At 59.1% G+C, this 19,330-nt stretch carries 15 protein-coding genes; 9 read left to right on the top strand and 6 right to left on the bottom strand.

The genetic code is table 11. The annotated features are described in order from the left end of the window. The first annotated feature begins 27 nt into the window (after nt 1–27). The 5 genes from ACI514_RS10405 (at nt 28) to ACI514_RS10385 (ending at nt 5,261) form a co-directional block, all read left to right on the top strand. Nucleotides 28–546 (top strand): GNAT family N-acetyltransferase, encoded by a 519-nt coding sequence (locus tag ACI514_RS10405; RefSeq protein ID WP_405123727.1) that lies wholly within the window; start codon nt 28–30, stop codon nt 544–546. Nucleotides 547–746: 200 nt separating this feature from the next. Next, a complete protein-coding gene (locus tag ACI514_RS10400; RefSeq protein WP_160057943.1) occupies nt 747–1,925 on the top strand; it encodes an MFS transporter in 1,179 nt (392 codons plus the stop codon). Nucleotides 1,926–2,082: 157 nt separating this feature from the next. After that, a complete protein-coding gene (locus ACI514_RS10395; RefSeq protein WP_160057944.1) occupies nt 2,083–2,769 on the top strand; it encodes an HPP family protein in 687 nt (228 codons plus the stop codon). A gap of 230 nt (nt 2,770–2,999) precedes the next feature. Beyond that, nucleotides 3,000–4,106: an enoyl-CoA hydratase/isomerase family protein gene (locus ACI514_RS10390; protein WP_160057945.1), complete on the top strand. Its 1,107-nt coding sequence runs from the start codon at nt 3,000–3,002 to the stop codon at nt 4,104–4,106. A gap of 3 nt (nt 4,107–4,109) precedes the next feature. Continuing rightward, nucleotides 4,110–5,261, top strand: a complete 1,152-nt coding sequence (locus tag ACI514_RS10385; RefSeq protein WP_064390160.1) for an acyl-CoA dehydrogenase family protein — start codon at nt 4,110–4,112, stop codon at nt 5,259–5,261. Between the two features lie 226 nt (nt 5,262–5,487). Here ACI514_RS10385 and ACI514_RS10380 read toward each other — a convergent pair whose 3' ends face one another. The 5 genes from ACI514_RS10380 to ACI514_RS10360 form a co-directional block, all read right to left on the bottom strand. Next, complete coding sequence (locus ACI514_RS10380) at nt 5,488–6,261, bottom strand: enoyl-CoA hydratase (protein ID WP_160057946.1); 774 nt, start codon at nt 6,259–6,261, stop codon at nt 5,488–5,490. Nucleotides 6,262–6,277: 16 nt separating this feature from the next. Beyond that, nucleotides 6,278–7,405: an acyl-CoA dehydrogenase gene (locus ACI514_RS10375; protein ID WP_405123726.1), complete on the bottom strand. Its 1,128-nt coding sequence runs from the start codon at nt 7,403–7,405 to the stop codon at nt 6,278–6,280. 142 nt (nt 7,406–7,547) lie between these two features. Then, nucleotides 7,548–8,741: an acetyl-CoA C-acyltransferase gene (locus ACI514_RS10370; protein WP_160057948.1), complete on the bottom strand. Its 1,194-nt coding sequence runs from the start codon at nt 8,739–8,741 to the stop codon at nt 7,548–7,550. Between the two features lie 12 nt (nt 8,742–8,753). Next, complete coding sequence (locus tag ACI514_RS10365; protein ID WP_160057949.1) at nt 8,754–9,515, bottom strand: SDR family NAD(P)-dependent oxidoreductase; 762 nt, start codon at nt 9,513–9,515, stop codon at nt 8,754–8,756. 22 nt (nt 9,516–9,537) lie between these two features. Next, nucleotides 9,538–11,196: an AMP-binding protein gene (locus tag ACI514_RS10360; RefSeq protein WP_405123725.1), complete on the bottom strand. Its 1,659-nt coding sequence runs from the start codon at nt 11,194–11,196 to the stop codon at nt 9,538–9,540. 244 nt (nt 11,197–11,440) lie between these two features. Between ACI514_RS10360 and ACI514_RS10355 the strand changes: the two genes are divergently transcribed. Beyond that, nucleotides 11,441–14,635: a dermonecrotic toxin domain-containing protein gene (locus ACI514_RS10355; protein ID WP_405123724.1), complete on the top strand. Its 3,195-nt coding sequence runs from the start codon at nt 11,441–11,443 to the stop codon at nt 14,633–14,635. Here ACI514_RS10355 and ACI514_RS10350 read toward each other — a convergent pair. Beyond that, nucleotides 14,616–15,674, bottom strand: a complete 1,059-nt coding sequence (locus ACI514_RS10350; protein ID WP_405123723.1) for an AraC family transcriptional regulator — start codon at nt 15,672–15,674, stop codon at nt 14,616–14,618. The genes ACI514_RS10355 and ACI514_RS10350 overlap by 20 nt on opposite strands. Nucleotides 15,675–15,959: 285 nt before the next feature. Here ACI514_RS10350 and efeU point away from each other — a divergent pair, with 285 nt between their 5' ends. The 3 genes from efeU to efeB are packed head-to-tail and all read left to right on the top strand — an operon-like array spanning nt 15,960 to nt 19,324. Beyond that, nucleotides 15,960–16,799: an iron uptake transporter permease EfeU gene (gene efeU, locus ACI514_RS10345; protein WP_405123722.1), complete on the top strand. Its 840-nt coding sequence runs from the start codon at nt 15,960–15,962 to the stop codon at nt 16,797–16,799. Nucleotides 16,800–16,807: 8 nt separating this feature from the next. Beyond that, nucleotides 16,808–18,007 carry an iron uptake system protein EfeO gene (gene efeO / locus ACI514_RS10340; protein ID WP_405123721.1) on the top strand — a complete coding sequence of 400 codons (1,200 nt, stop codon included), beginning with the start codon at nt 16,808–16,810 and terminating at the stop codon, nt 18,005–18,007. A gap of 18 nt (nt 18,008–18,025) precedes the next feature. Then, nucleotides 18,026–19,324, top strand: coding sequence for an iron uptake transporter deferrochelatase/peroxidase subunit (gene efeB / locus ACI514_RS10335; protein ID WP_160057955.1), 1,299 nt, complete (start codon nt 18,026–18,028; stop codon nt 19,322–19,324). Nucleotides 19,325–19,330: the final 6 nt, after the last annotated feature.

Here is a 19,330-nt window from a genome sequence, read left to right as displayed (position 1 = left end):
CTCTAGACCGACAGGATGCGCCTCAACATGACCTTCGACGTACGCCGCGCCAGCCTTGCTTACGCGGTTGCCCTCCCCGCGATCGAGCGTTCGGCAGCGCAATTGTTTCGTCTTGATCCGCCGTTGGCGTGGCTGGCTGATGCCGAGGTACCCGATGCTGCCCGACATCGGCAGGCCATCGAACAGGCGTACGTCTGGGTTGCTGAAAATAGCGATGGGCAACTGACTGGATTTGTTCGTGCTGTCGACATCGATCAGCACCTGCACATTGAGGAGCTCTCCGTCAGTCAGGCTTTTCAAGGACAAGGCATGGGTCGTGCACTGGTTGCGGCCGTCATTGAACAAGCGCGCGCGATGCAGTTGAACTCAGTGACGCTGACCACTTTTCGCGATCTGCCGTGGAATGCGCCGTTTTATCAGAGGTTGGGGTTTGTCGAGTTGACGCATGCACACACCGATCGCCATTTGCGCGATGCGCTGCAAGCCGAGGTCCTCTTCGGCTTTCCCGCAGAGCGCCGCTGCGCGATGCGCCTGCCCCTTTCCTGAAGACAACACAAATCCCCTGTAGGAGTGAGCCTGCTCGCGATAGCGTCTGCACATTCAACACTTCATTGGCAGATCTACCGCTATCGCGAGCAGGCTCACTCCTACAGAGGAAATGCGGTGTGGCAGCTTGACCGGTGATGGCCGCCCGGTAAGGATGGCGTACCCCCGCCAGGCATTTGAAATAAGGACATTGACCCTTCGTGGCCACCTACTCGCGCCTCATCCGCCGGTTGATGATCAGCTCGCTGACCGTCGTCATCAGCCGCGCCCTGATCAGCCCACTGCTGACGCTGTTCCTCAGCAACAAGCTCGGCCTCAACCCGCAAGATGTCGGTCTGCTGCTGGGCATTGCGGTGTTCAGCGCCACGTTGTTGTCGCTGTACGGCGGTTACATCATTGATCGGCTCGACAAACGCCAGTTGCTGATCCTGACCATGCTTTCCAGCGGTATCGGTCTGATCCTGCTGACCTTCGCGCAGAATCTGTATCTGGTCACCCTGGTGCTGATCATCAGCGAAACGGCGTCGGCGCTGTTCCTCATCTGCTCTAAAGCCATCCTCAGTGAAAACCTGCCGGTGGGCCAGCGGGTCAAGGCGTTTTCCCTGAACTACACGCTGACCAACATCGGTTACGCCGTCGGCCCGATGATTGGCGTGGTGATCGCCGGCGTTCAGCCGTCAGCGCCGTTTATCGTCGCGGGCGCGATTGCCATCGGCAGCATTTTTCTGCTGTTCGGTGCCGCGCGCGAAGTGAACCCGGTCGCCGCGGTCGCTCAGCCACAAAGTTTTCTGAAAACCCTGATCATCCTGAAAAACGACCGCACGATGATCCTGTTTACCCTGGGCTGCCTGCTCAGCACGCTGGTGCACGGGCGCTTCACCCTGTACCTGTCGCAATACCTGCTGGTGACCCACACCCAGCAACAAACGCTGGACACCATGGCCGCCCTGCTCGCCTGCAACGCGGTCACGGTGATTCTGTTGCAGTACCAAGTCGGCCGATTACTCACCCGGGAGCACCTGCGCCACTGGATCGCCGGCGGTACCGCGTTGTTCATCATCGGGCTGATCGGCTTCAGTCTGGCCGACAGTCTGGTCGGTTGGTGCGTGGCGATGTTCATCTTCACCTTGGGCGAGATGATCATTTACCCGGCCGACTTTCTGTTTGTCGACACCCTCGCCCCGGAAGAACTGCGCGGCAGCTATTACGGCGCGCAGAACCTCGCAGCGCTGGGCGGTGCGGCGAGCCCGGTGATGTGCGGGTTTCTGCTGATGCACACACCCGCGCCGAGCATGTTCTACGCCTTGAGCGCACTGGCGGCGGTGGGCGGCTATTTATGCTTTGTGAGTGGCCGCCGCGTCGCTTCAATACAAAATTAATGCACTAAATGTGCATTAATATGAATTTGTCAGCATCGAGTTTGCCCGGCACACTGTGCACGTTCCTCCCCCAATGTTGGAACGCTTCGAGGGCTTTCCGGATATGCCGGACAAGTCCTTTTTTTTGCCTCGAATTTGCTGCAAGGATTGGATTCACATGCTCGCTCGCTGGTTGCCCGCCGCCATCAATACCCGCCCGACCGAATGGAGCCGCGCCGCCATCGGCATGGCCTTGGGCACGTTGTTCAGTGTGTGGTTGTGTGCACAAGTATTCGGCCATGAAGTCGCCTATCACCTGATCGGTCCGCTGGGCGCCTCGGCCGTGCTGCTATTTGCCGTGTCCTCCGGTGCTCTCGCTCAGCCGTGGTCGATTCTCGGCGGGTATTTATGTGCCGGCGTTGTCGCATTGCTGGTCGCTCACGTGCTCGGCCGGACCCTTGGCAGCGCGTGTCTGGCGGCGGGCATGGCGCTGATTCTGATGTGCTGGCTGCGTTGCTTGCATCCGCCCGCTGGCGCGTTGGCCCTGACGCTGGTGCTGGCGGATCCCGCGACCATCGCCCTGGACTGGAAAGCCATGGAACCGGTGATGCTCGGCGCGGCGTGCATGCTGCTCAGTGCCCTCGCCTACAACAACCTGACACGGATTCGTTATCCGAAACGTCCGGCTGAACCGGCACCGCTGGTGGCCCCGGTCGACAGTCAGGCGATCACCGCTGAAGACCTCAAACTGGCGTTGGCCGACATGGAAGCCTTCATCGACATCACCCCTGAAGACCTCGAACAACTGATCCACGCCAGCGAACTGCACGCCAAGCGCCGCAGCATTACCCAAACCTTCCGCTGACTCCGTGTAGGAGCTGCCGCAGGCTGCGATCTTTTGATCTTTAAAATCAAAGTCAAAAGATCGCAGCCTGCGGCAGCTCCTACATGAGCGCGCACATTTTCGACCAAGGTAAAAACGCAAACTCCCCCTGCGAATATCCCGGTTGTACACGGCAAATTTGCACTGTTACGATCCGGTAACGCTCGCGCGCGAGCTTCTCGAATAAAGACAATAAAAGCAGGGAGTTACTGATGACAGCTCAGGCTTCATCCCCGCGGACCCCGTCCATGGATGCCACGCAAAACGAAGTGCTGGCCGAGGTTCGCAATCATATCGGTCACCTGACCCTCAACCGCCCCGCCGGTCTCAATGCCATTACCCTCGACATGGTGCGCTTGCTGCAACAGCAGCTCGACGCCTGGGCGACTGACGCCGATGTTCACGCCGTGGTCCTGCGCGGTGCCGGTGAAAAAGCCTTCTGTGCCGGTGGCGACATTCGCTCGCTGTACGACAGTTTCAAAAGCGGCGACACGCTGCACGAAGATTTCTTCGTCGAGGAATACGCCCTCGACCTGACGATTCATCACTACCGCAAACCGGTATTGGCGCTGATGGACGGTTTCGTCCTCGGCGGCGGCATGGGCCTGGTGCAAGGCGCCGATCTGCGCGTGGTCACCGAGAAGAGCCGACTGGCGATGCCGGAAGTGGCCATCGGTTATTTCCCCGATGTCGGTGGCAGTTATTTCCTGCCGCGCATTCCCGGTGAGCTGGGGATTTATCTGGGGGTCAGCGGCGTGCAGATCCGTGCCGCCGATGCGCTTTATTGCGGGCTCGCCGACTGGTACCTGGACAGCAGCAAACTGGCGCTGCTCGACGAAAAATTCGATCAGATGGAATGGCAGGAGACACCGCTGAAGGCGCTGCAAAACCTGCTGGCCAAACACGCCGTGCAAACCCTGCCCGATGCTCCGCTCGAAGCCTTGCGCCCGGCCATCGATCATTTTTTCGCCCTGCCGGACGTGCCGAGCATGGTCGAGCAATTGCGCGCGGTGACCGTCGCCGACAGCCACGAATGGGCGACCACCACGGCAGACTTGCTGGAAACCCGCTCGCCGTTGGCCATGGCCGTTACCCTGCAGATGCTCCGTCGTGGCCGACACTTGAGTCTGGAGCACTGCTTCGCGCTGGAGCTGCATCTGGATCGTCAGTGGTTCGCCCGTGGCGACCTGATCGAAGGCGTACGCGCCCTGCTGATCGACAAAGACAAGACACCTCGCTGGAACCCGCCGACCCTCGCTGCGCTGGACGCAGCGCATGTCGCGAGTTTCTTCCACGGTTTTCCTGAGAGCGGGAGCTGAGCAATGCACGATCTCGAACTGACTGAAGAACAAGTGATGATCCGCGACATGGCCCGGGACTTTGCCCGTGGCGAAATCGCACCGCACGCGCAGGCTTGGGAAAAGGCTGGCTGGATCGACGATGCGCTCGTCGCGAAAATGGGCGAACTCGGTTTGCTCGGCATGGTGGTGCCTGAGGAATGGGGCGGCACCTACGTCGATTACGTCGCCTACGCCTTGGCCGTGGAAGAGATTTCCGCCGGTGACGGCGCGACCGGCGCGTTCATGAGCATCCACAACTCGGTCGGCTGCGGCCCGGTGCTCAACTACGGCAGCGAAGCACAGAAACAGACCTGGCTGGCGGATCTGGCCAGCGGGAAAACCATCGGCTGCTTCTGCCTGACCGAACCACAGGCCGGTTCCGAAGCGCACAACCTGCGCACCCGCGCCGAACTGCGTGACGGCCAGTGGGTGATCAACGGCGCCAAGCAATTTGTCAGCAATGGCAAACGCGCGAAGCTGGCGATCGTGTTTGCGGTGACCGATCCGGATCTGGGCAAGAAAGGTATTTCGGCGTTTCTGGTGCCGACCGATACCGCCGGTTTTATCGTCGATCGCACCGAACACAAGATGGGCATCCGCGCTTCTGATACCTGCGCGGTGACGCTGAATAACTGCAGCATCCCCGAGGCCAATCTGCTGGGTGAGCGCGGTAAAGGTCTGGCGATTGCCCTGTCCAACCTCGAAGGCGGACGTATCGGTATCGCGGCTCAGGCGCTGGGTATTGCTCGTGCGGCATTTGAAGCGGCGTTGGTGTATTCGCGTGATCGCATCCAGTTCGGCAAACCGATCAATGAGCACCAGAGCATCGCCAACCTGCTGGCCGATATGCACATGCAAATCAACGCCGCGCGGCTGATGATCCTGCATGCAGCGCGTCTGCGCACGGCGGGCAAACCTTGCTTGTCCGAGGCTTCGCAGGCCAAGCTGTTTGCTTCGGAAATGGCCGAGAAGGTCTGCTCGTCAGCGATTCAGATTCATGGCGGGTATGGGTATCTGGAGGATTATCCGGTCGAGAAGTACTACCGCGATGCGCGGATTACCCAGATCTATGAAGGCTCGAGCGAGATTCAGCGGATGGTGATTGCGCGGGAGCTGAAGAACTACCAGTTGTAATGGTGTTGGCCCCTTTCCCTCTCCCCAGCCCTCCCGAAACGTCGGACCGCCCAGAGGGAGAGGGAGCCGACCGAGGTGTCTGGCGTTATACATCGACCTGGAAGATTGAGTCGATTATGGATTCATTAAAGCACTTTCAGGTCGGCGTATATCTAAAGCATCCCCCAATCAGTCCCCTCTCCCTCTGGGAGAGGGCTAGGGTGAGGGGCTTTTCGCTTTTGACGCATTACTTGCCTTGGAATGCCGCCTCACGCTTGGCAATAAACGCCGCCATCCCCTCCTTCTGATCCTGCGTGGCAAACGCCGCATGGAACACCCGACGCTCGAAGCGAACGCCCTCAGTCAGGTTCACTTCAAAGGCACGATTCACGCTCTCTTTGACCATCATCGCAATCGGCAGCGACTTGCTGGCAATCACCGCCGCCACTTTCAGCGCTTCGTCCAACAACTCATCACTCGGTACAATTCGCGCAACGATGCCGCAACGCTCGGCTTCCACCGCATCGATCATGCGCCCGCTCAGGCACATCTCCATGGCTTTCGCTTTACCCACGGCGCGGGTCAGACGCTGGGTGCCGCCCATGCCCGGCAGCACGCCGAGGTTGATTTCCGGCTGGCCGAATCTGGCGTTGTCGCCAGCCAGAATGAAGTCGCACATCAACGCCAGCTCACAGCCACCACCGAGGGCGAAACCGTTAACGGCGGCGATGATCGGCTTACGGCGATTGGCCACGCGATCGCTGTCACTGAACAAGTCGTCCATGTAGATCTGCGGGTAAGTCAGTTCGGCCATTTCCTTGATGTCGGCGCCGGCGGCGAAGGCCTTTTTCGAACCCGTGAGGACGATGCAACCGATGTTCGCATCGGCTTCAAGTGCATCAAGAGCCTGGTTCACTTCGCTGACCAGTTGCGCATTCAGCGCGTTCAACGCCTGCGGACGGTTGAGGGTAATCAAGCCAACGCGGCCATGGATTTCCAGCAGAATGGTTTCGTACGTCATGAATAAAAATTCCTTCTTAAAGATTGCGCGAAATGACCATGCGCTGAATATCGCTGGTGCCTTCGTAGATCTGGCAGACGCGCACGTCGCGGTAGATGCGCTCCAGCGGGAAGTCGTTGAGGTAACCGTAACCACCGAGCGTTTGCAACGCCATCGAACAGACCTTTTCGGCCATTTCCGAAGCGAACAGTTTCGCCATGGAGGCCTCGACCAGCGCCGGTTGGCCGCTGTCACGCAGGGCCGCCGCGTAATGCACCATCTGCCGGGCGACGGCAATTTGCGTGGCCATGTCGGCCAAACGGAATGCCACGGCCTGATGCTCGATGATCGGTTTGCCGAAGGTGTCGCGCTCACGGGCGTAATCACGCGCCGCTTCAAACGCCGCGCGGGCCATGCCCACCGATTGCGAAGCGATGCCGACACGGCCGCCTTCAAGGTTGGCCAAGGCGATTCTGTAGCCCTCGCCCTCTTCACCCAGGCGGTTGGCCACCGGCACTTGCACATCTTCGAAAAGAATCTGACAGGTGTCGGAAGCGTGCTGGCCGAGTTTGTCTTCGACGCGAGCGACTTTGTAGCCCGGCGAATCGGTCGGCACGATAAACGCGCTGATGCCGCGTTTGCCGGCACTCGGATTGGTCACCGCAAACACAATCACGATCCCGGCGTTTTGCCCGGAGGTGATGAACTGTTTGCAGCCGTTGAGCACGTAGTGATCGCCTTCCAGCCGTGCACGGGTTTTCAGGCTGCTGGCATCGGAACCGGCTTGCGGTTCGGTCAGCGCAAATGCGCCGAGCATGGCGCCGCTGGCCAAGGGTTTGAGGAAGCGTTCGCGCTGATCGTCGTTGCCGAACTTGAGGATCGGCACGCAGCCGACCGAGTTGTGCACGCTCATGATCGTCGAGCAGGCGCCGTCGCCGGCGGCGATTTCTTCCAGGGCCATCGCGTACGCCAGGTAACCGGTGTCGCAGCCGCCCCACTGTTCCGGCACGAGCATGCCGAAGAAGCCCAGCTCAGCCATATGACCAATGGCTTCCTTGGGGAAACAGTGCTCGCGATCCCATTCGGCGGCGAACGGTTTGAGTCGTTCCTCGGCGAACTGCCGGGCCATGTCACGGATCTGGGTTTGGTCTTCGTTGGGAATCATGGTGAATCCTTAAATATCAGTCGCACCGCTTTCCCTGTAGGAGTGAGCCTGCTCGCGATAGCGGTGGATCAGACAGATCATTATTGACTGAAAAGACGCTATCGCGAGCAGGCTCACTCCTACAAGGGGATTGGTGTTGGGCTCAGTAAAGGCATTCCACGGCCATGGCCGTGGCTTCGCCGCCGCCGATACAGATCGCTGCGATGCCGCGTTTGTGCTTTCTCTGGCGCAGGGCCGACAGTAGCGTCACCAGAATCCGCGCCCCCGATGCACCGATCGGGTGACCCAAGGCACAGGCGCCACCATGCACATTCAACTTGTCATGGGGGATTTCCAGATGCGTCATCGCCGCCATGCCGACCACGGCAAACGCTTCGTTGACCTCGAACAGATCGACGTCACCCAGCGACCAACCGGTTTTCTTGATCAGTTTCTTGATCGCACCAATCGGCGCCACCGGGAACAAGCCCGGAGTATCAGCGAACGCGGCGTGGCCATGGATCACCGCCAGCGGTTTCAGTCCGAGTTTCTGCGCCTGCGACTGACGCATCAGCACCAGCGCCGCCGCACCGTCAGAAATCGAACTGGAGTTCGCCGCCGTCACCGTGCCGCCTTCACGGAATGCCGGTTTCAGCGAGGCGATTTTGTCGAGTTTGGCTTTCGGTGGCTGCTCGTCGTGGCTGATCAGTACCTGCTCTTTGCCGACGGTCACGGTCAGCGGGACGATTTCGTCCTTGAAGCTGCCGTCCTTGATCGCCTGCTGCGCGCGGGTGGTCGAGGCGATGGCAAAGGCATCCTGCGCTTCACGACTGAAGTGGTTGGTCTCGGCGCAGTCTTCGGCGAAGGTGCCCATCAGGCGGCCCTTGTCGTAAGCGTCTTCAAGGCCGTCGAGGAACATCGAGTCAAGCACGCGACCATGGCCCATGCGGTAACCGGCGCGCGCGCGATCCAGCAGATACGGCGAATTGGACATGCTTTCCATGCCACCGGTGATCACCACATCGGCACTGCCAGCCAACAGCATGTCGTGAGCGAGAATGGTGGTTTCCATGCCCGAGCCGCACATCTTGTTGACGGTGGTGCAACGGGTCGATTTATCCAGCCCGGCGCCCAGCGCAGCCTGACGTGCAGGTGCCTGGCCGAGCCCGGCAGGCAGCACACAACCGAACAGCACTTCATCGACCGAGTCGCTGGCGACACCGGCACGTTCCACTGCGGCTTTGATCGCCGCAGCGCCGAGTTGCGGTGCAGTGAGGCTTTTCAGCTCGCCCTGAAAACCGCCCATGGGCGTGCGCACGGCGCTAACGATAACAATCGGATCGTTGGAAATGGTCATGACAAATCCTCCTTACTTGGCGGCCATGCGCAAGGCGCCGTCGAGACGGATCACCTCGCCGTTGAGCATGCTGTTTTCGATGATATGCCGAACCAGCGCGGCGTACTCGGCAGGCTTGCCCAGACGTGGCGGGAACGGTACGCCGGCGGCCAGCGACTCGCGGACTTCCGGGGTCATGCCGGCCATCATCGGCGTTTCAAAAATGCCTGGGGCGATGGTCATCACGCGGATGCCGAAACGCGCCAGTTCACGGGCAGCCGGCAGGGTCAGGCTGGCGATCGCGCCTTTCGAAGCAGAGTACGCCGCTTGGCCGATCTGGCCGTCGAACGCCGCGACAGATGCAGTGTTGATGATCACACCGCGTTCGCCATCAGCGTTTGCCTCGGATTCAGCGATGGCCGCAGCGGCCAGACGCAGCATATTGAAGCTGCCGATCAGGTTGACGTTGATCACTTGCGCGAAGCTGCTCAGCGCATGTGGGCCGCTCTTGCCGAGGATCTTCTCGCCACGGACGATACCGGCGCAGTTGACCAGACCGTTGAGGCTGCCAAAGGCTTTGACGGTAGCCTGCACGGCAGCTTCAGCGGCGGCTTCGTTGCTGATGTCGGCGACCACGCTTTGCGCGCCAAGACGCTGAGCCTGAGCGGCGACGGCTTCGGCATTCATGTCCACCAGCATCACTTTGGCGCCGGCACTGACCAGCAATTCAGCGGTAGCGGCACCCAGGCCGGACGCGCCACCGGTGACGATAAAAACCTTGTTCTCGATCTGCATGACTGTTTCCTTCGGTTCAAGCTTAAACGTTGTGCGCCGCGGCCTCTTGAGCTTTGGCGATTTCCTGGTTGCGCAAGATAAAGCGCTGCAATTTGCCACTCGGGGTCTTGGGCAATTCGCTGACAAATTCGATTTCACGCGGGTATGAATGCGCGGCCAGACGTTTGCGCACGTGTTGGCGCAATTCTTCGGCCAACTCCGGCGCGGCGCGGTATTGGGCGCTCAGCACCACGAAGGCTTTGACCAGTTCGGTGCGCTCCGGATCGGGTTTGCCGACCACCGCCGCTTCGACCACTGCCGGGTGCTCAATCAATGCACTTTCAACATCAAACGGACCGACGCGGTAGCCCGACGTGGTAATCACGTCGTCGCTGCGGCCGACGAAGCTGATGCTGCCGTCCGGGTTCCATTCCACGGTATCGCCACTGAGGTAGTAATCGCCGACGAACGCCTTGGTGGGCGCGCCTTCGTAACCGCCAAACCAGCACATCGGCGATTGCGGGCGGTCGATGGCGAGAATGCCGGGCTGGCCGACGCCAAGTTCTTTGTATTGCTCATCGAGCACAACAATACGGTGGCCAGGCGAGGCGAAACCGGCCGCACCGAGATGAACCGCGTGATCGAGGCCGTGGTGGTTGCACAGCACCATGCCCAGTTCGGTCTGGCCGTAATGGTCATGAATGACCACGTCGAGGTTGTCGGCGAACCAGCGGATCACTTCCGGGTTCAGCGGTTCGCCGGCACTGCTGACGATGCGCAATTTGCCTTTGATCGACTTGGCGAACTCGTCGCCGCCGGCAATCAGCAAGCGGTAAGCGGTTGGCGAACCGGTGAGGTTGGTGATGCCGTATTTGTTGATCACCCGGCAGGTGCTTTCGAGGGTGAACGGGCCATCGTAAAAAGTGATCGGGTGCCCCATCGACAACGGGCCGGTGACGCCGAAATAAATGCCGTAGGCCCAACCCGGATCGGCGACGTTCCAGAACGAATCTTCCGGGCGCAGATCGACGGCATCACGGGTGTAGCTCTGGAACGCGACGATGGCTTTGAGCGGTACCGACAGCGCTTTCGACGGGCCGGTGGTGCCTGAGGTGAACATCAGCAAAAACGGGTCTTCACCGCTCAGTGATACCGGTTCGCAGACGCTGGAATGGTTGGCCAGTTCGGCCCAGAAACTGAAGTCGCCACGGACAATGCCCTGGCCTTTCGCGCCGCCAACGGTGACGAGTGTCGGACAATCGGCGACTTCAGCGAGTTTCGGCCGGTTGACCGCGTCAGTGACCACCACTTTGGCGCCTGAGCTGTTCAGGCGATGTTCAAGGGCTTTTGGGCCGAACGCGGTAAACAGCGGCTGATACACCGCGCCGATGCGCCAGGTGGCGAGCACAGTGATGAGCAATTCGATGTTGCGTGGCAGCAGACCGGCGACCTTGTCGCCCTTCTGCACGCCCTGGGCGAGAAGGAAATTGGCGAAACGCGCGGCTTTGTCCTGCAGCTCGCAGAAAGTGTACGTCGCACTGGCGCCATCGCGGCCTTCCCAGAACAGCGCAATGCGCCCCGGCAAGGCATGGCGGTCGCAGCATTCGACGCAGGCGTTGAGCGCCGCAAGCGTACCGCTGAGCGCGGCATCCACGGTGTGCTGATAGTTGAACTGTGCGGTGGCAGACAAGTAATCGCGCATTGCCAGAATCCCTCTGTTTTTTATTAGGCTGGGAACCGTAAACAACACAGGGATAGTCGCGCTGTGCGGGGACTGGGGCAATGGTCAAAGCTATCAATGTGGCTGACTGGTTTGGCCAACCCTGACTGGCGTACAACCGTTTACTTACAAGTTGATAATTATATGCAGTGGTAGAAAGTTGGATGCCTTGGTAGTTTGCGATGACGAACCCCCAACTTCTATCTTGATCCAAAAGGAACGCACAGTGTCGCCCCAAGAAAACTCATTTGATGACAAAAGCTTTATTTTCGAACAATCGATACGCGCTCAATTCAAAAATCACCCGACGTTACGCAGTGTTGCCAGATCGCAACTGGAAAACTATCTGGAACACTGTCTTGAATCGGGCTCACTAACGCTTGATTCGATATTTTATCGTGATACCCGTTTTGTTCAGGACGCCGAACCAGTACCTTTTCTGGATGCATTCATTCAGGCCTTCACTGAAGGGCGCAGTGTTGTTCTGGCCGACGAAAACCTGATCATTCCGGTAAATGCCGAGAGCCACTCTGCAATCGATCTCGCCGAATTCCACCTGGCTCAGGAAGAACTGTGCCAAGCACTGGTTCCTGCGTTGCAGCAACAGTTGCTGGATTATTGGCAGCAACCAGCCGATAACGGCATGACGCGTTGGCAGTGGCTGGCTGAGGTTGTAAAAGATGCCTGCGCATCGAACATCAATGAATTACTTCACCAGTCAGATCAAGACTTTTATTTTGCTTTGACTGGCTTGGTCATAAAATCAGAAAAACACCATCGAGAAATTTTTAACGAGCATTTACGGGCACCGGCTTATCTGTTGAAAATCACCTTGAATAACGAGGCTGATAATCTCTCGCTAATCTATCCTGCTCTGTTGATTACGGACAACTCAGGAACAGTGTTGATTCAATCTTCGGGTGCCTGGGAGCGATTTGAATCCGAGTCTGACTGCATACAGAATATTGCCCGAGACTTGCAGCGAAGCTGGGAGTTCACCACCCTGAGCGTTGATCGTTATGAGCCTGATGCGGATATTTTTGATGAGCTGGTGCGGGTCCTGATCGATCAGCAACTGTTGGAACTTGAGTGCATCCAGATTCCGGTCAACGAAATATTCGAGGGCGCTGAGCAACTGTTCGACCAGATCACCGATCCACTTCGCCTGCTGGCCGGCAAACAGCCGCATGTTTACCAAACGGCAAATGTCGACCAGCATTTGCCGCAATGGCTAAAGAATGCAGACTCTGGTGATCGCCGTACTTATCGGCGCTATGTATCGGCCATGGCGGCAACTCATCTGGAGTACGACGGTGCGACGTTTTTCACCGATCTGGATTCCATTCGCGACTTTGCCAGTCAAGCACTCGTCGATCAGATGAGCCATGACGGGCATGAACCGGTAAACCCTGATGACATGGAACTCAACGTCAAGGTGGCGCGAGGTGTACCCGGTGGATGGGGAAGCGTGGAAACCATCAGGCTGGGCATCATCGATTTTGCGCTGGAGAATCTTGCCGGCCTGCCATGGGGCACGATGACCGTCAAAGGCTTGCACCAGCGTAATGTACCAGCGTGGATGACCCCCGATTACGTCAAGAGTCTCATCCAGTCGGTGGACATTGGCCGTACCTACCCGGCGTATCTGAAACAGCATTTGCTTGATAATCGTACCGAGGCGTCGTCCCGACAAAATCTGTTCACGGTTCACCTGCGCAATCAATTGCCGCTCCAGGCACTAGAGGCAAAACTGACGGGCGCCCATGGTTTTGACGATGACGGTGTACGTCTGATCATCGCGCTGGCTGATGGCGACGCCGCTCGACAGATCGTCGTCAGCCCCTTGCACCTGCGGCTTGGACCGGTTCTGAATATGTTCGTCATTGCTGCCGGCGACCTGAGCGATGCTCCGGTTATCCTCTATCGCCCCTTCTATTCCCCTTCGTTGATTCAATACCCTTCGCGCAGGCATCTGGAGCAGGCAATTCAGTCCGACGCCCCGCTGCAGAAGAGCATTCATGACTGGTACCAAGCCGTGGTCAGGAACACCGGGCTGCTGGGCGCTAACGAAATACGCCTGCGTTGGGAACTGAAAAACGTGTCCCCACTGCAGGGCGATGTATTTCAGCACTTGTATGAGGCGAACAGCCGGGCGCTTGTCGAGTTGGCAGACCGCCAATCAGTGTCCAATGCAGAAAGTCGCTGGGCCCACTTCAAGACACTGAGCTGGTTGATATTCGAGTCGTTGTTGCCGCTGGTGACCGGGCCGGCAGCCACCGCCGGATGGTTAGTGCAATTGGCGGTGAGTCTCAAGGCCGATCTTGAGGCACTGTCGCAATCGGATGGTCAGGACAAGTCGTTCGCCGTGGCTGACCTGTTGCTTAACCTGGCGGCCGTACTCATGCACGCCGGGCGCGTCACGACGAGGTCCCAAAACGCCGAGAGTGTGCCGCACCTGTCGATCGAACCGGAAGTGTTCGACTATTCCGTCGAAAGTCCCGCCCCCGCTACGCCCGACGTGCCGGTCCTTGAAAACCGTAGTTTACCGAGTGAGCAACATCCACAGGTGGACCTGTCGATTACCGAAAACGCGTTGGCGACACCGCGCTCATCCTTTTCCCGGGCGCAGCAAGCGATACTCGACAGTTTCGCGATGGAAAAGCCGGTAGACCTCGGAGAACCCGAGGCGCAAGGACGCAACAAAGGCCTTTATCGGTACAACAACAAATGGCATGCATTGGTGGAAGGTCAGTTTTTTCGGGTTTCGATTGAAGAAGGGCCGGTGCTGATCATTGACCCGGTGGATTACCAGCGGCCCGGCCCCTTCCTGATCTCCGACGGTCAGGGGCGATGGACAGTGGATAACCGGATGCACCTGAAAGGGGGCGCGCCAAGCAAGCGCGGCCATGATGATTCCAACACTGAGGCACCGGGGCCTTCACGGCGGGCAATCGCTGACAGTAGCGGGTTTCCGTCGGTTATCGAAACCGAAATCAAACCCTTGCCCAAGCGACTGTATCACTACGTGAACCGGGATAAATTAGCGACGATCAAAGCCACAAGAAGCGCGTTTATCGACAATTCGTCCAACGATGCGTACGGCAGACCGCAACGCAACATCGTCGGACTGTATGTGACCGATCTCGCTCCGGATTCCATGCCTCTGCAGCAGCTTTCGGAGACGCTGTTCGGGAAAAACCGCTACAACATTTCATCCCGTGCCAACAAGATCCACGCGGTACTGGAACTTGACCCCACGCTTTATCCAGAGGGCAGTGTGAAACTGTTCAAGCTCGAAAGCCCGAAGCTGACGGATCATATCTATGTCCTGCGCGGTGCGAAGAATGACTTGCAGTTGCGCATCAAGGCTTCGACGTTCGGTACCGGTACCACCTCGCTGGTCAGTGTGAAAGAACTGTAACTGTTCCCTCGGTCGAGCCAGCTTCGGCTGGCTGGCTGAGGATCAGGCTGCGGTAGTGACCAGGATTGGAGCCCGCCCATTTGCGGAACGCTTTATAAAATGAGCTGACATCGGCAAATCCCAAGCGGCTGGCAATTTCGACAAAACTGATCGAAGGTTCCGCCAGCCAGACAATGGCCAACTCCTTGCGCACACTGTCCTTGAGGCCTTGATAGGTCTGCCCTTCCTCCGCCAGTCGCCGGCGCAAGGTCGAGGCCGACATGCACAACTGTTGCGCCAGTGCCTCGGTTTCCGGCCATTGTTCAGCGGGCAGTTGCCGTAGATCCTGCTTGACCCGGCTGGCAAGACTTTGCGGATCGCGGTACTTCACCAGAATATTGGCCGGGGCGTGGGCGAGAAAGCGTTTCAACTCCTCGGCACTGCGCTTGATCGGCAGATCGAGGCAATCGGCGGAGAAAATCATCCGTGTCCGTGGCCGCTCGAAACGCAGGTTTTCCGAGAACATTACCCGGTAATCATCGGTGAAGTCCGGCGCCGCACAGCGCAATTCAATCGCCAGAATCGGTATCCGTCGCCCGGCCAGCCAGCACGCGACGCCGTGGACGATCATCCAGTAGGTGAAATAGCTGAAGGCACGGCGTGGTTCGGGATCGTCTTCAAGCAGAACGATTTCCGCCAGACTTTGCTGGTGCACCAGTTGTGCAGGCAGACGTTCGAGCATCAGTGAGAGAAAGCTCAACCCCGTGCTCAAACCCGCTGCGAGTGTCGGTTGCGCCATCGCACTGCGACAGAGGAATTCAAGGCTGCCGGACTTGAGCTTGCGCGGGTCCATACCAAAGAACTCGTCATCGCCACGGCGCGCCAATAACCGCCAAAGCTTCGCGTACTGCGAGGCCGGTACCCGACCGTGCTCGGTTTGCAGCAACGCCGGATCAATCCCGACCTTGTTCAAGGCTTCTTCCGTGGCCACGCCCGGGGCACAACTTTGCAGCAGTGCTTCACGCACCAGTTGAACGGCGATGGTGTCTTTTTCCGACATGGAACCCGCTTATTCCTGTTGTTTTGAGTGGCAGGCATCTTACCGCAGCCAACACAAATCCCGTGTAGGAGCTGCCGAAGGCTGCGATCTTTTGATTCTAAAAACCAGGATCAAAAGATCGCAGCCTTCGGCAGCAACTTCAGAGTTCCGGTGTCACCCGCATGAGAATGGTTGTTCTTTAACTTGTTCAGCTTTTGTTCAGGTTTGTGTCAATGATTGTCATGTGAGAATGGTTGTCATTATGTTACAACTTGTAACCTCTTCGAATGACTTGTTGGATACCGAATGCTCGTTCCCTTTCTGATCATGCTGCGCGAAGGCATTGAAGCCGCGCTGATCGTTGGCATTATCGCCAGTTACCTCCAGCAAACCGGCCGTGGTCAATGGATGCCCGCCGTGTGGATCGGCGTGTTTCTCGCCGCCGCCCTCGCCCTGCTGGTCGGTGGTGGCCTGGAACTGGTCAGTGCCGAATTCCCGCAAAAACAGCAAGAACTGTTCGAAGGCATCGTCGGCCTGGTGGCCGTTGGCATTCTCAGTTCCATGGTGTTCTGGATGCGTAAAGTCGCGCGTTCGATCAAGCATTCGCTGCAAGCCTCGCTGGATCACGCGCTGACTTCTTCGAAGCATCAGGTCATTGCGCTGATCGCCATGGTGTTTTTCGCTGTCGCCCGGGAAGGTCTGGAAACGGTGTTCTTCCTGCTCGCGGTGTTCCAGCAGAGCGAAGGCCCGGGCGCGCCGATCGGTGCCCTGCTCGGGTTGATTCTGGCGATCATCGTCGGCTTCCTGATCTACAGCGGCAGCATGCGTCTCAATCTTTCGGCGTTCTTCAAGTGGACCGGCCTGTTCATTCTGGTGGTCGCCGCCGGGATTCTCGCCAATTCCGTGCAAGCCCTGCATGAAGCCGGGCTGTGGAATCACCTGCAAACCGTGCTGTTCGACTTCAGCGCGACGCTGCCGATGGACGGCCCCTTGGGCTCGGTGCTGGCCGGCATGTTCGGTTACCAGGATGCGCCGACCGTCAGCACCCTCGGCGCGTATCTGATCTATCTGCTCGTCGCGCTGGTGATGTTCTTTCTGCCGGCGCCCAAGCCGTCCGCTCAATCGTCTTCTGTTTCCAGCCAATAAGGGCATTCATGTCAAAGCCTAATACTCCTCAGGCCTCCCCTCCCCGCGCCTTGCGCTGGGCGGTGGCCGGTTCGGTGGTGGTGATGATCGCCGCAGGTGGTCTGTTTTATTACGCCTCGAAAATGGCTGCGGCCAAGCGTCAGCACAATCACGATGAAGTGGTGGTGAACATTCATCCGGGCAAATGCGAGCCGAACGCGCTGACAGTGCCGGCCGGTCGCGCCAGTTTCCGCATCGTCAACCGCTCCGACCGGGCGGTGGAATGGGAAATTCTCGACGGCGTGCTCGTCGTTGAGGAGCGCGAAAACATTGCGCCGGGCCTGAGTCAGGTGATCAATGCCAACCTGCAACCGGGCGATTACGCGATCACCTGCGGCCTGCTGAGCAATCCGCGTGGCACCCTGCATGTGACGCCGACTGCCGCTTCTGATGCTGCCGCGAAGGCCAAACCGTCGATGGTCACCTTCGTCGGGCCGTTGTCGGAGTTCCGTGTGTACCTGGCCAGCCAGAGCAGCGCGCTGATCAAAGCCGTGACCGCGCTCGATCAAGCGATTGAAAGCGGCGACTTGAGCCAGGCGCAGGCGCTGTACCTGCCGGCACGTGCGGCTTATCAACGTCTGGCCCCGGCCGCGCAGCGCCTCGCCGAACTGGACAACAGCATCAACGCCCGCGCCGACTACTTCGAAAAGCGCGAAGAGGATCCGGCGTTCGTCGGTTTCCACCGCGTCGAATACGCCCTGTTCCAGCAACGCAAACTCGACGAACTGACACCGGTCGCCAAGCGCCTGCTCAGCGATGTCACCACACTCAAACAGCAATTGCTCGCGCAGAGCCTGCCACCCGAGCAATTGGTCAGCATCATCGTGCGCAACCTCAACACCCTGGCCGACGTCCGCGCCGCCAGCGGTGAAGAAGAACGCTACAGCCACAGCGACCTCAACGGTTTTGCAGCCAACGCGCAAACCGCACACAAAGTCGTCGATCTGCTGCGGCCAATGTTGAGCAAGTCCGCCGCTGACCTGCTGCCGAAAATCGACAAGGCACTGACGGATTTCGACAGCGAACTCGACGCCTACAAGATCAAGGACGGCTACGCCAGCTACGACTCCGTCAGCGGCGCGCAACGCAAGCAGATCGCCGACAAGGCCCAGGCCCTGGCCGACGCATTGGATGGCATCGATCCCGCCCTAGGCCTCTCCGGCCTGTAAGCAGAAGACTAATTCCCGATGAAAGATATCGAACCACTTAACCTGCAACGTCGCCGTGTCTTGATGGGCATGGGCGCCGCGGGTGTTGCCCTCGCCGGTTCAGCCTTGAGCTGCCCGGCCATGGCCGCAGCGCCGGCGCAAGTCACCGAAGCACCGAGCAGCGACAAGACCGAAGACCGCCACGATTTCCACGGCGTGCACCAGACCGGCATCGTCACCCCGCGTCCGGCCTCGGGCATGCTGGTTTCGTTCGACGTATTGGCCAGTGATCGTGAAGATCTGGAGCGGTTGTTCCGCACGCTCAACGAACGCATCGCGTTTCTGATGAAGGGTGGCCCGGTCGCACAGATCGATCCGAAACTGCCGCCGCCGGATTCCGGCATCCTCGGCCCGAACGTGACGCCGGACAACCTGACCATCACCGTTTCTGTCGGCGAGTCACTGTTCGACGAGCGCTTCGGTCTGGCCGATGCTAAACCCAAACGACTGATGCGCATGGTCGGTTTCCCCAACGACGCGCTGGACGCCGATTGCTGCCATGGCGACCTGAGCCTGCAGTTCTGTTCGAACACTGCTGACACCAATATTCACGCCCTGCGCGACATCGTCAAAAACCTGCCCGACCTGCTGCTGGTGCGCTGGAAGCAGGAAGGCAGCGTGCCGCCGCAAGCCCCGGCGAAACCCGGTGTGCCGGCACAGTCGGCGCGCAATTTTCTCGGTTTCCGTGATGGCTCGGCCAACCCCGACTCTAACGACAGCAAGGCCATGGATCGCCTGGTGTGGGTGCAACCGGGCAGTGACGAACCGGCCTGGGCCGCGCACGGCAGCTATCAAGCGGTGCGGATCATCCGCAACTTCGTTGAGCGTTGGGATCGCACGCCGTTGCAGGAACAGGAAAGCATCCTTGGCCGGGTCAAAACTACCGGGGCACCGATGGGTGGCCAGCATGAAAGCGAAGTCCCGGATTACAGCAAAGACCCGGCCGGCAAGCTGACCAAACTCGACGCGCACATTCGTCTGGCCAACCCGCGCACTGCCGCGACGCAGGCCAACCTGATCCTGCGCCGGCCGTTCAACTACTCCAACGGCGTGAACAAGAACGGCCAGCTCGACATGGGCCTGCTGTTCATCTGTTACCAGGCCGACCTGGAAAAAGGCTTCATCACCGTGCAGACCCGCCTCAACGGCGAGCCGCTTGAGGAATACCTCAAACCGGTCGGCGGCGGCTACTTCTTCACCCTGCCGGGTGTCACCGGCGACAAAGACTTCATCGGTCGCTCGCTGCTCAACGCCACACAACCGAAAACCGCTGCCTGAAACAAC

The sequence above is a fragment of the Pseudomonas sp. M20 genome (genome assembly GCF_045037865.1).
Classification (GTDB): Bacteria; Pseudomonadota; Gammaproteobacteria; order Pseudomonadales; family Pseudomonadaceae; genus Aquipseudomonas.
This window is presented reverse-complemented; position numbering and strand designations above follow the sequence as displayed.

Bases quoted from the DNA above. Each gene is read 5' to 3' on its own strand.
- ACI514_RS10405 (WP_405123727.1), top strand. From the start codon at position 28: ATGACCTTCGACGTACGCCGCGCCAGCCTTGCTTACGCGGTTGCCCTC.
- ACI514_RS10395 (WP_160057944.1), top strand. From the start codon at position 2,083: ATGCTCGCTCGCTGGTTGCCCGCCGCCATCAATACCCGCCCGACCGAA.
- ACI514_RS10390 (WP_160057945.1), top strand. From the start codon at position 3,000: ATGACAGCTCAGGCTTCATCCCCGCGGACCCCGTCCATGGATGCCACG.
- ACI514_RS10385 (WP_064390160.1), top strand. From the start codon at position 4,110: ATGCACGATCTCGAACTGACTGAAGAACAAGTGATGATCCGCGACATG.
- ACI514_RS10380 (WP_160057946.1), bottom strand. From the start codon at position 6,261: ATGACGTACGAAACCATTCTGCTGGAAATCCATGGCCGCGTTGGCTTG.
- ACI514_RS10375 (WP_405123726.1), bottom strand. From the start codon at position 7,405: ATGATTCCCAACGAAGACCAAACCCAGATCCGTGACATGGCCCGGCAG.
- ACI514_RS10370 (WP_160057948.1), bottom strand. From the start codon at position 8,741: ATGACCATTTCCAACGATCCGATTGTTATCGTTAGCGCCGTGCGCACG.
- ACI514_RS10365 (WP_160057949.1), bottom strand. From the start codon at position 9,515: ATGCAGATCGAGAACAAGGTTTTTATCGTCACCGGTGGCGCGTCCGGC.
- ACI514_RS10360 (WP_405123725.1), bottom strand. From the start codon at position 11,196: ATGCGCGATTACTTGTCTGCCACCGCACAGTTCAACTATCAGCACACC.
- ACI514_RS10350 (WP_405123723.1), bottom strand. From the start codon at position 15,674: ATGTCGGAAAAAGACACCATCGCCGTTCAACTGGTGCGTGAAGCACTG.
- efeU (WP_405123722.1), top strand. From the start codon at position 15,960: ATGCTCGTTCCCTTTCTGATCATGCTGCGCGAAGGCATTGAAGCCGCG.
- efeO (WP_405123721.1), top strand. From the start codon at position 16,808: ATGTCAAAGCCTAATACTCCTCAGGCCTCCCCTCCCCGCGCCTTGCGC.
- efeB (WP_160057955.1), top strand. From the start codon at position 18,026: ATGAAAGATATCGAACCACTTAACCTGCAACGTCGCCGTGTCTTGATG.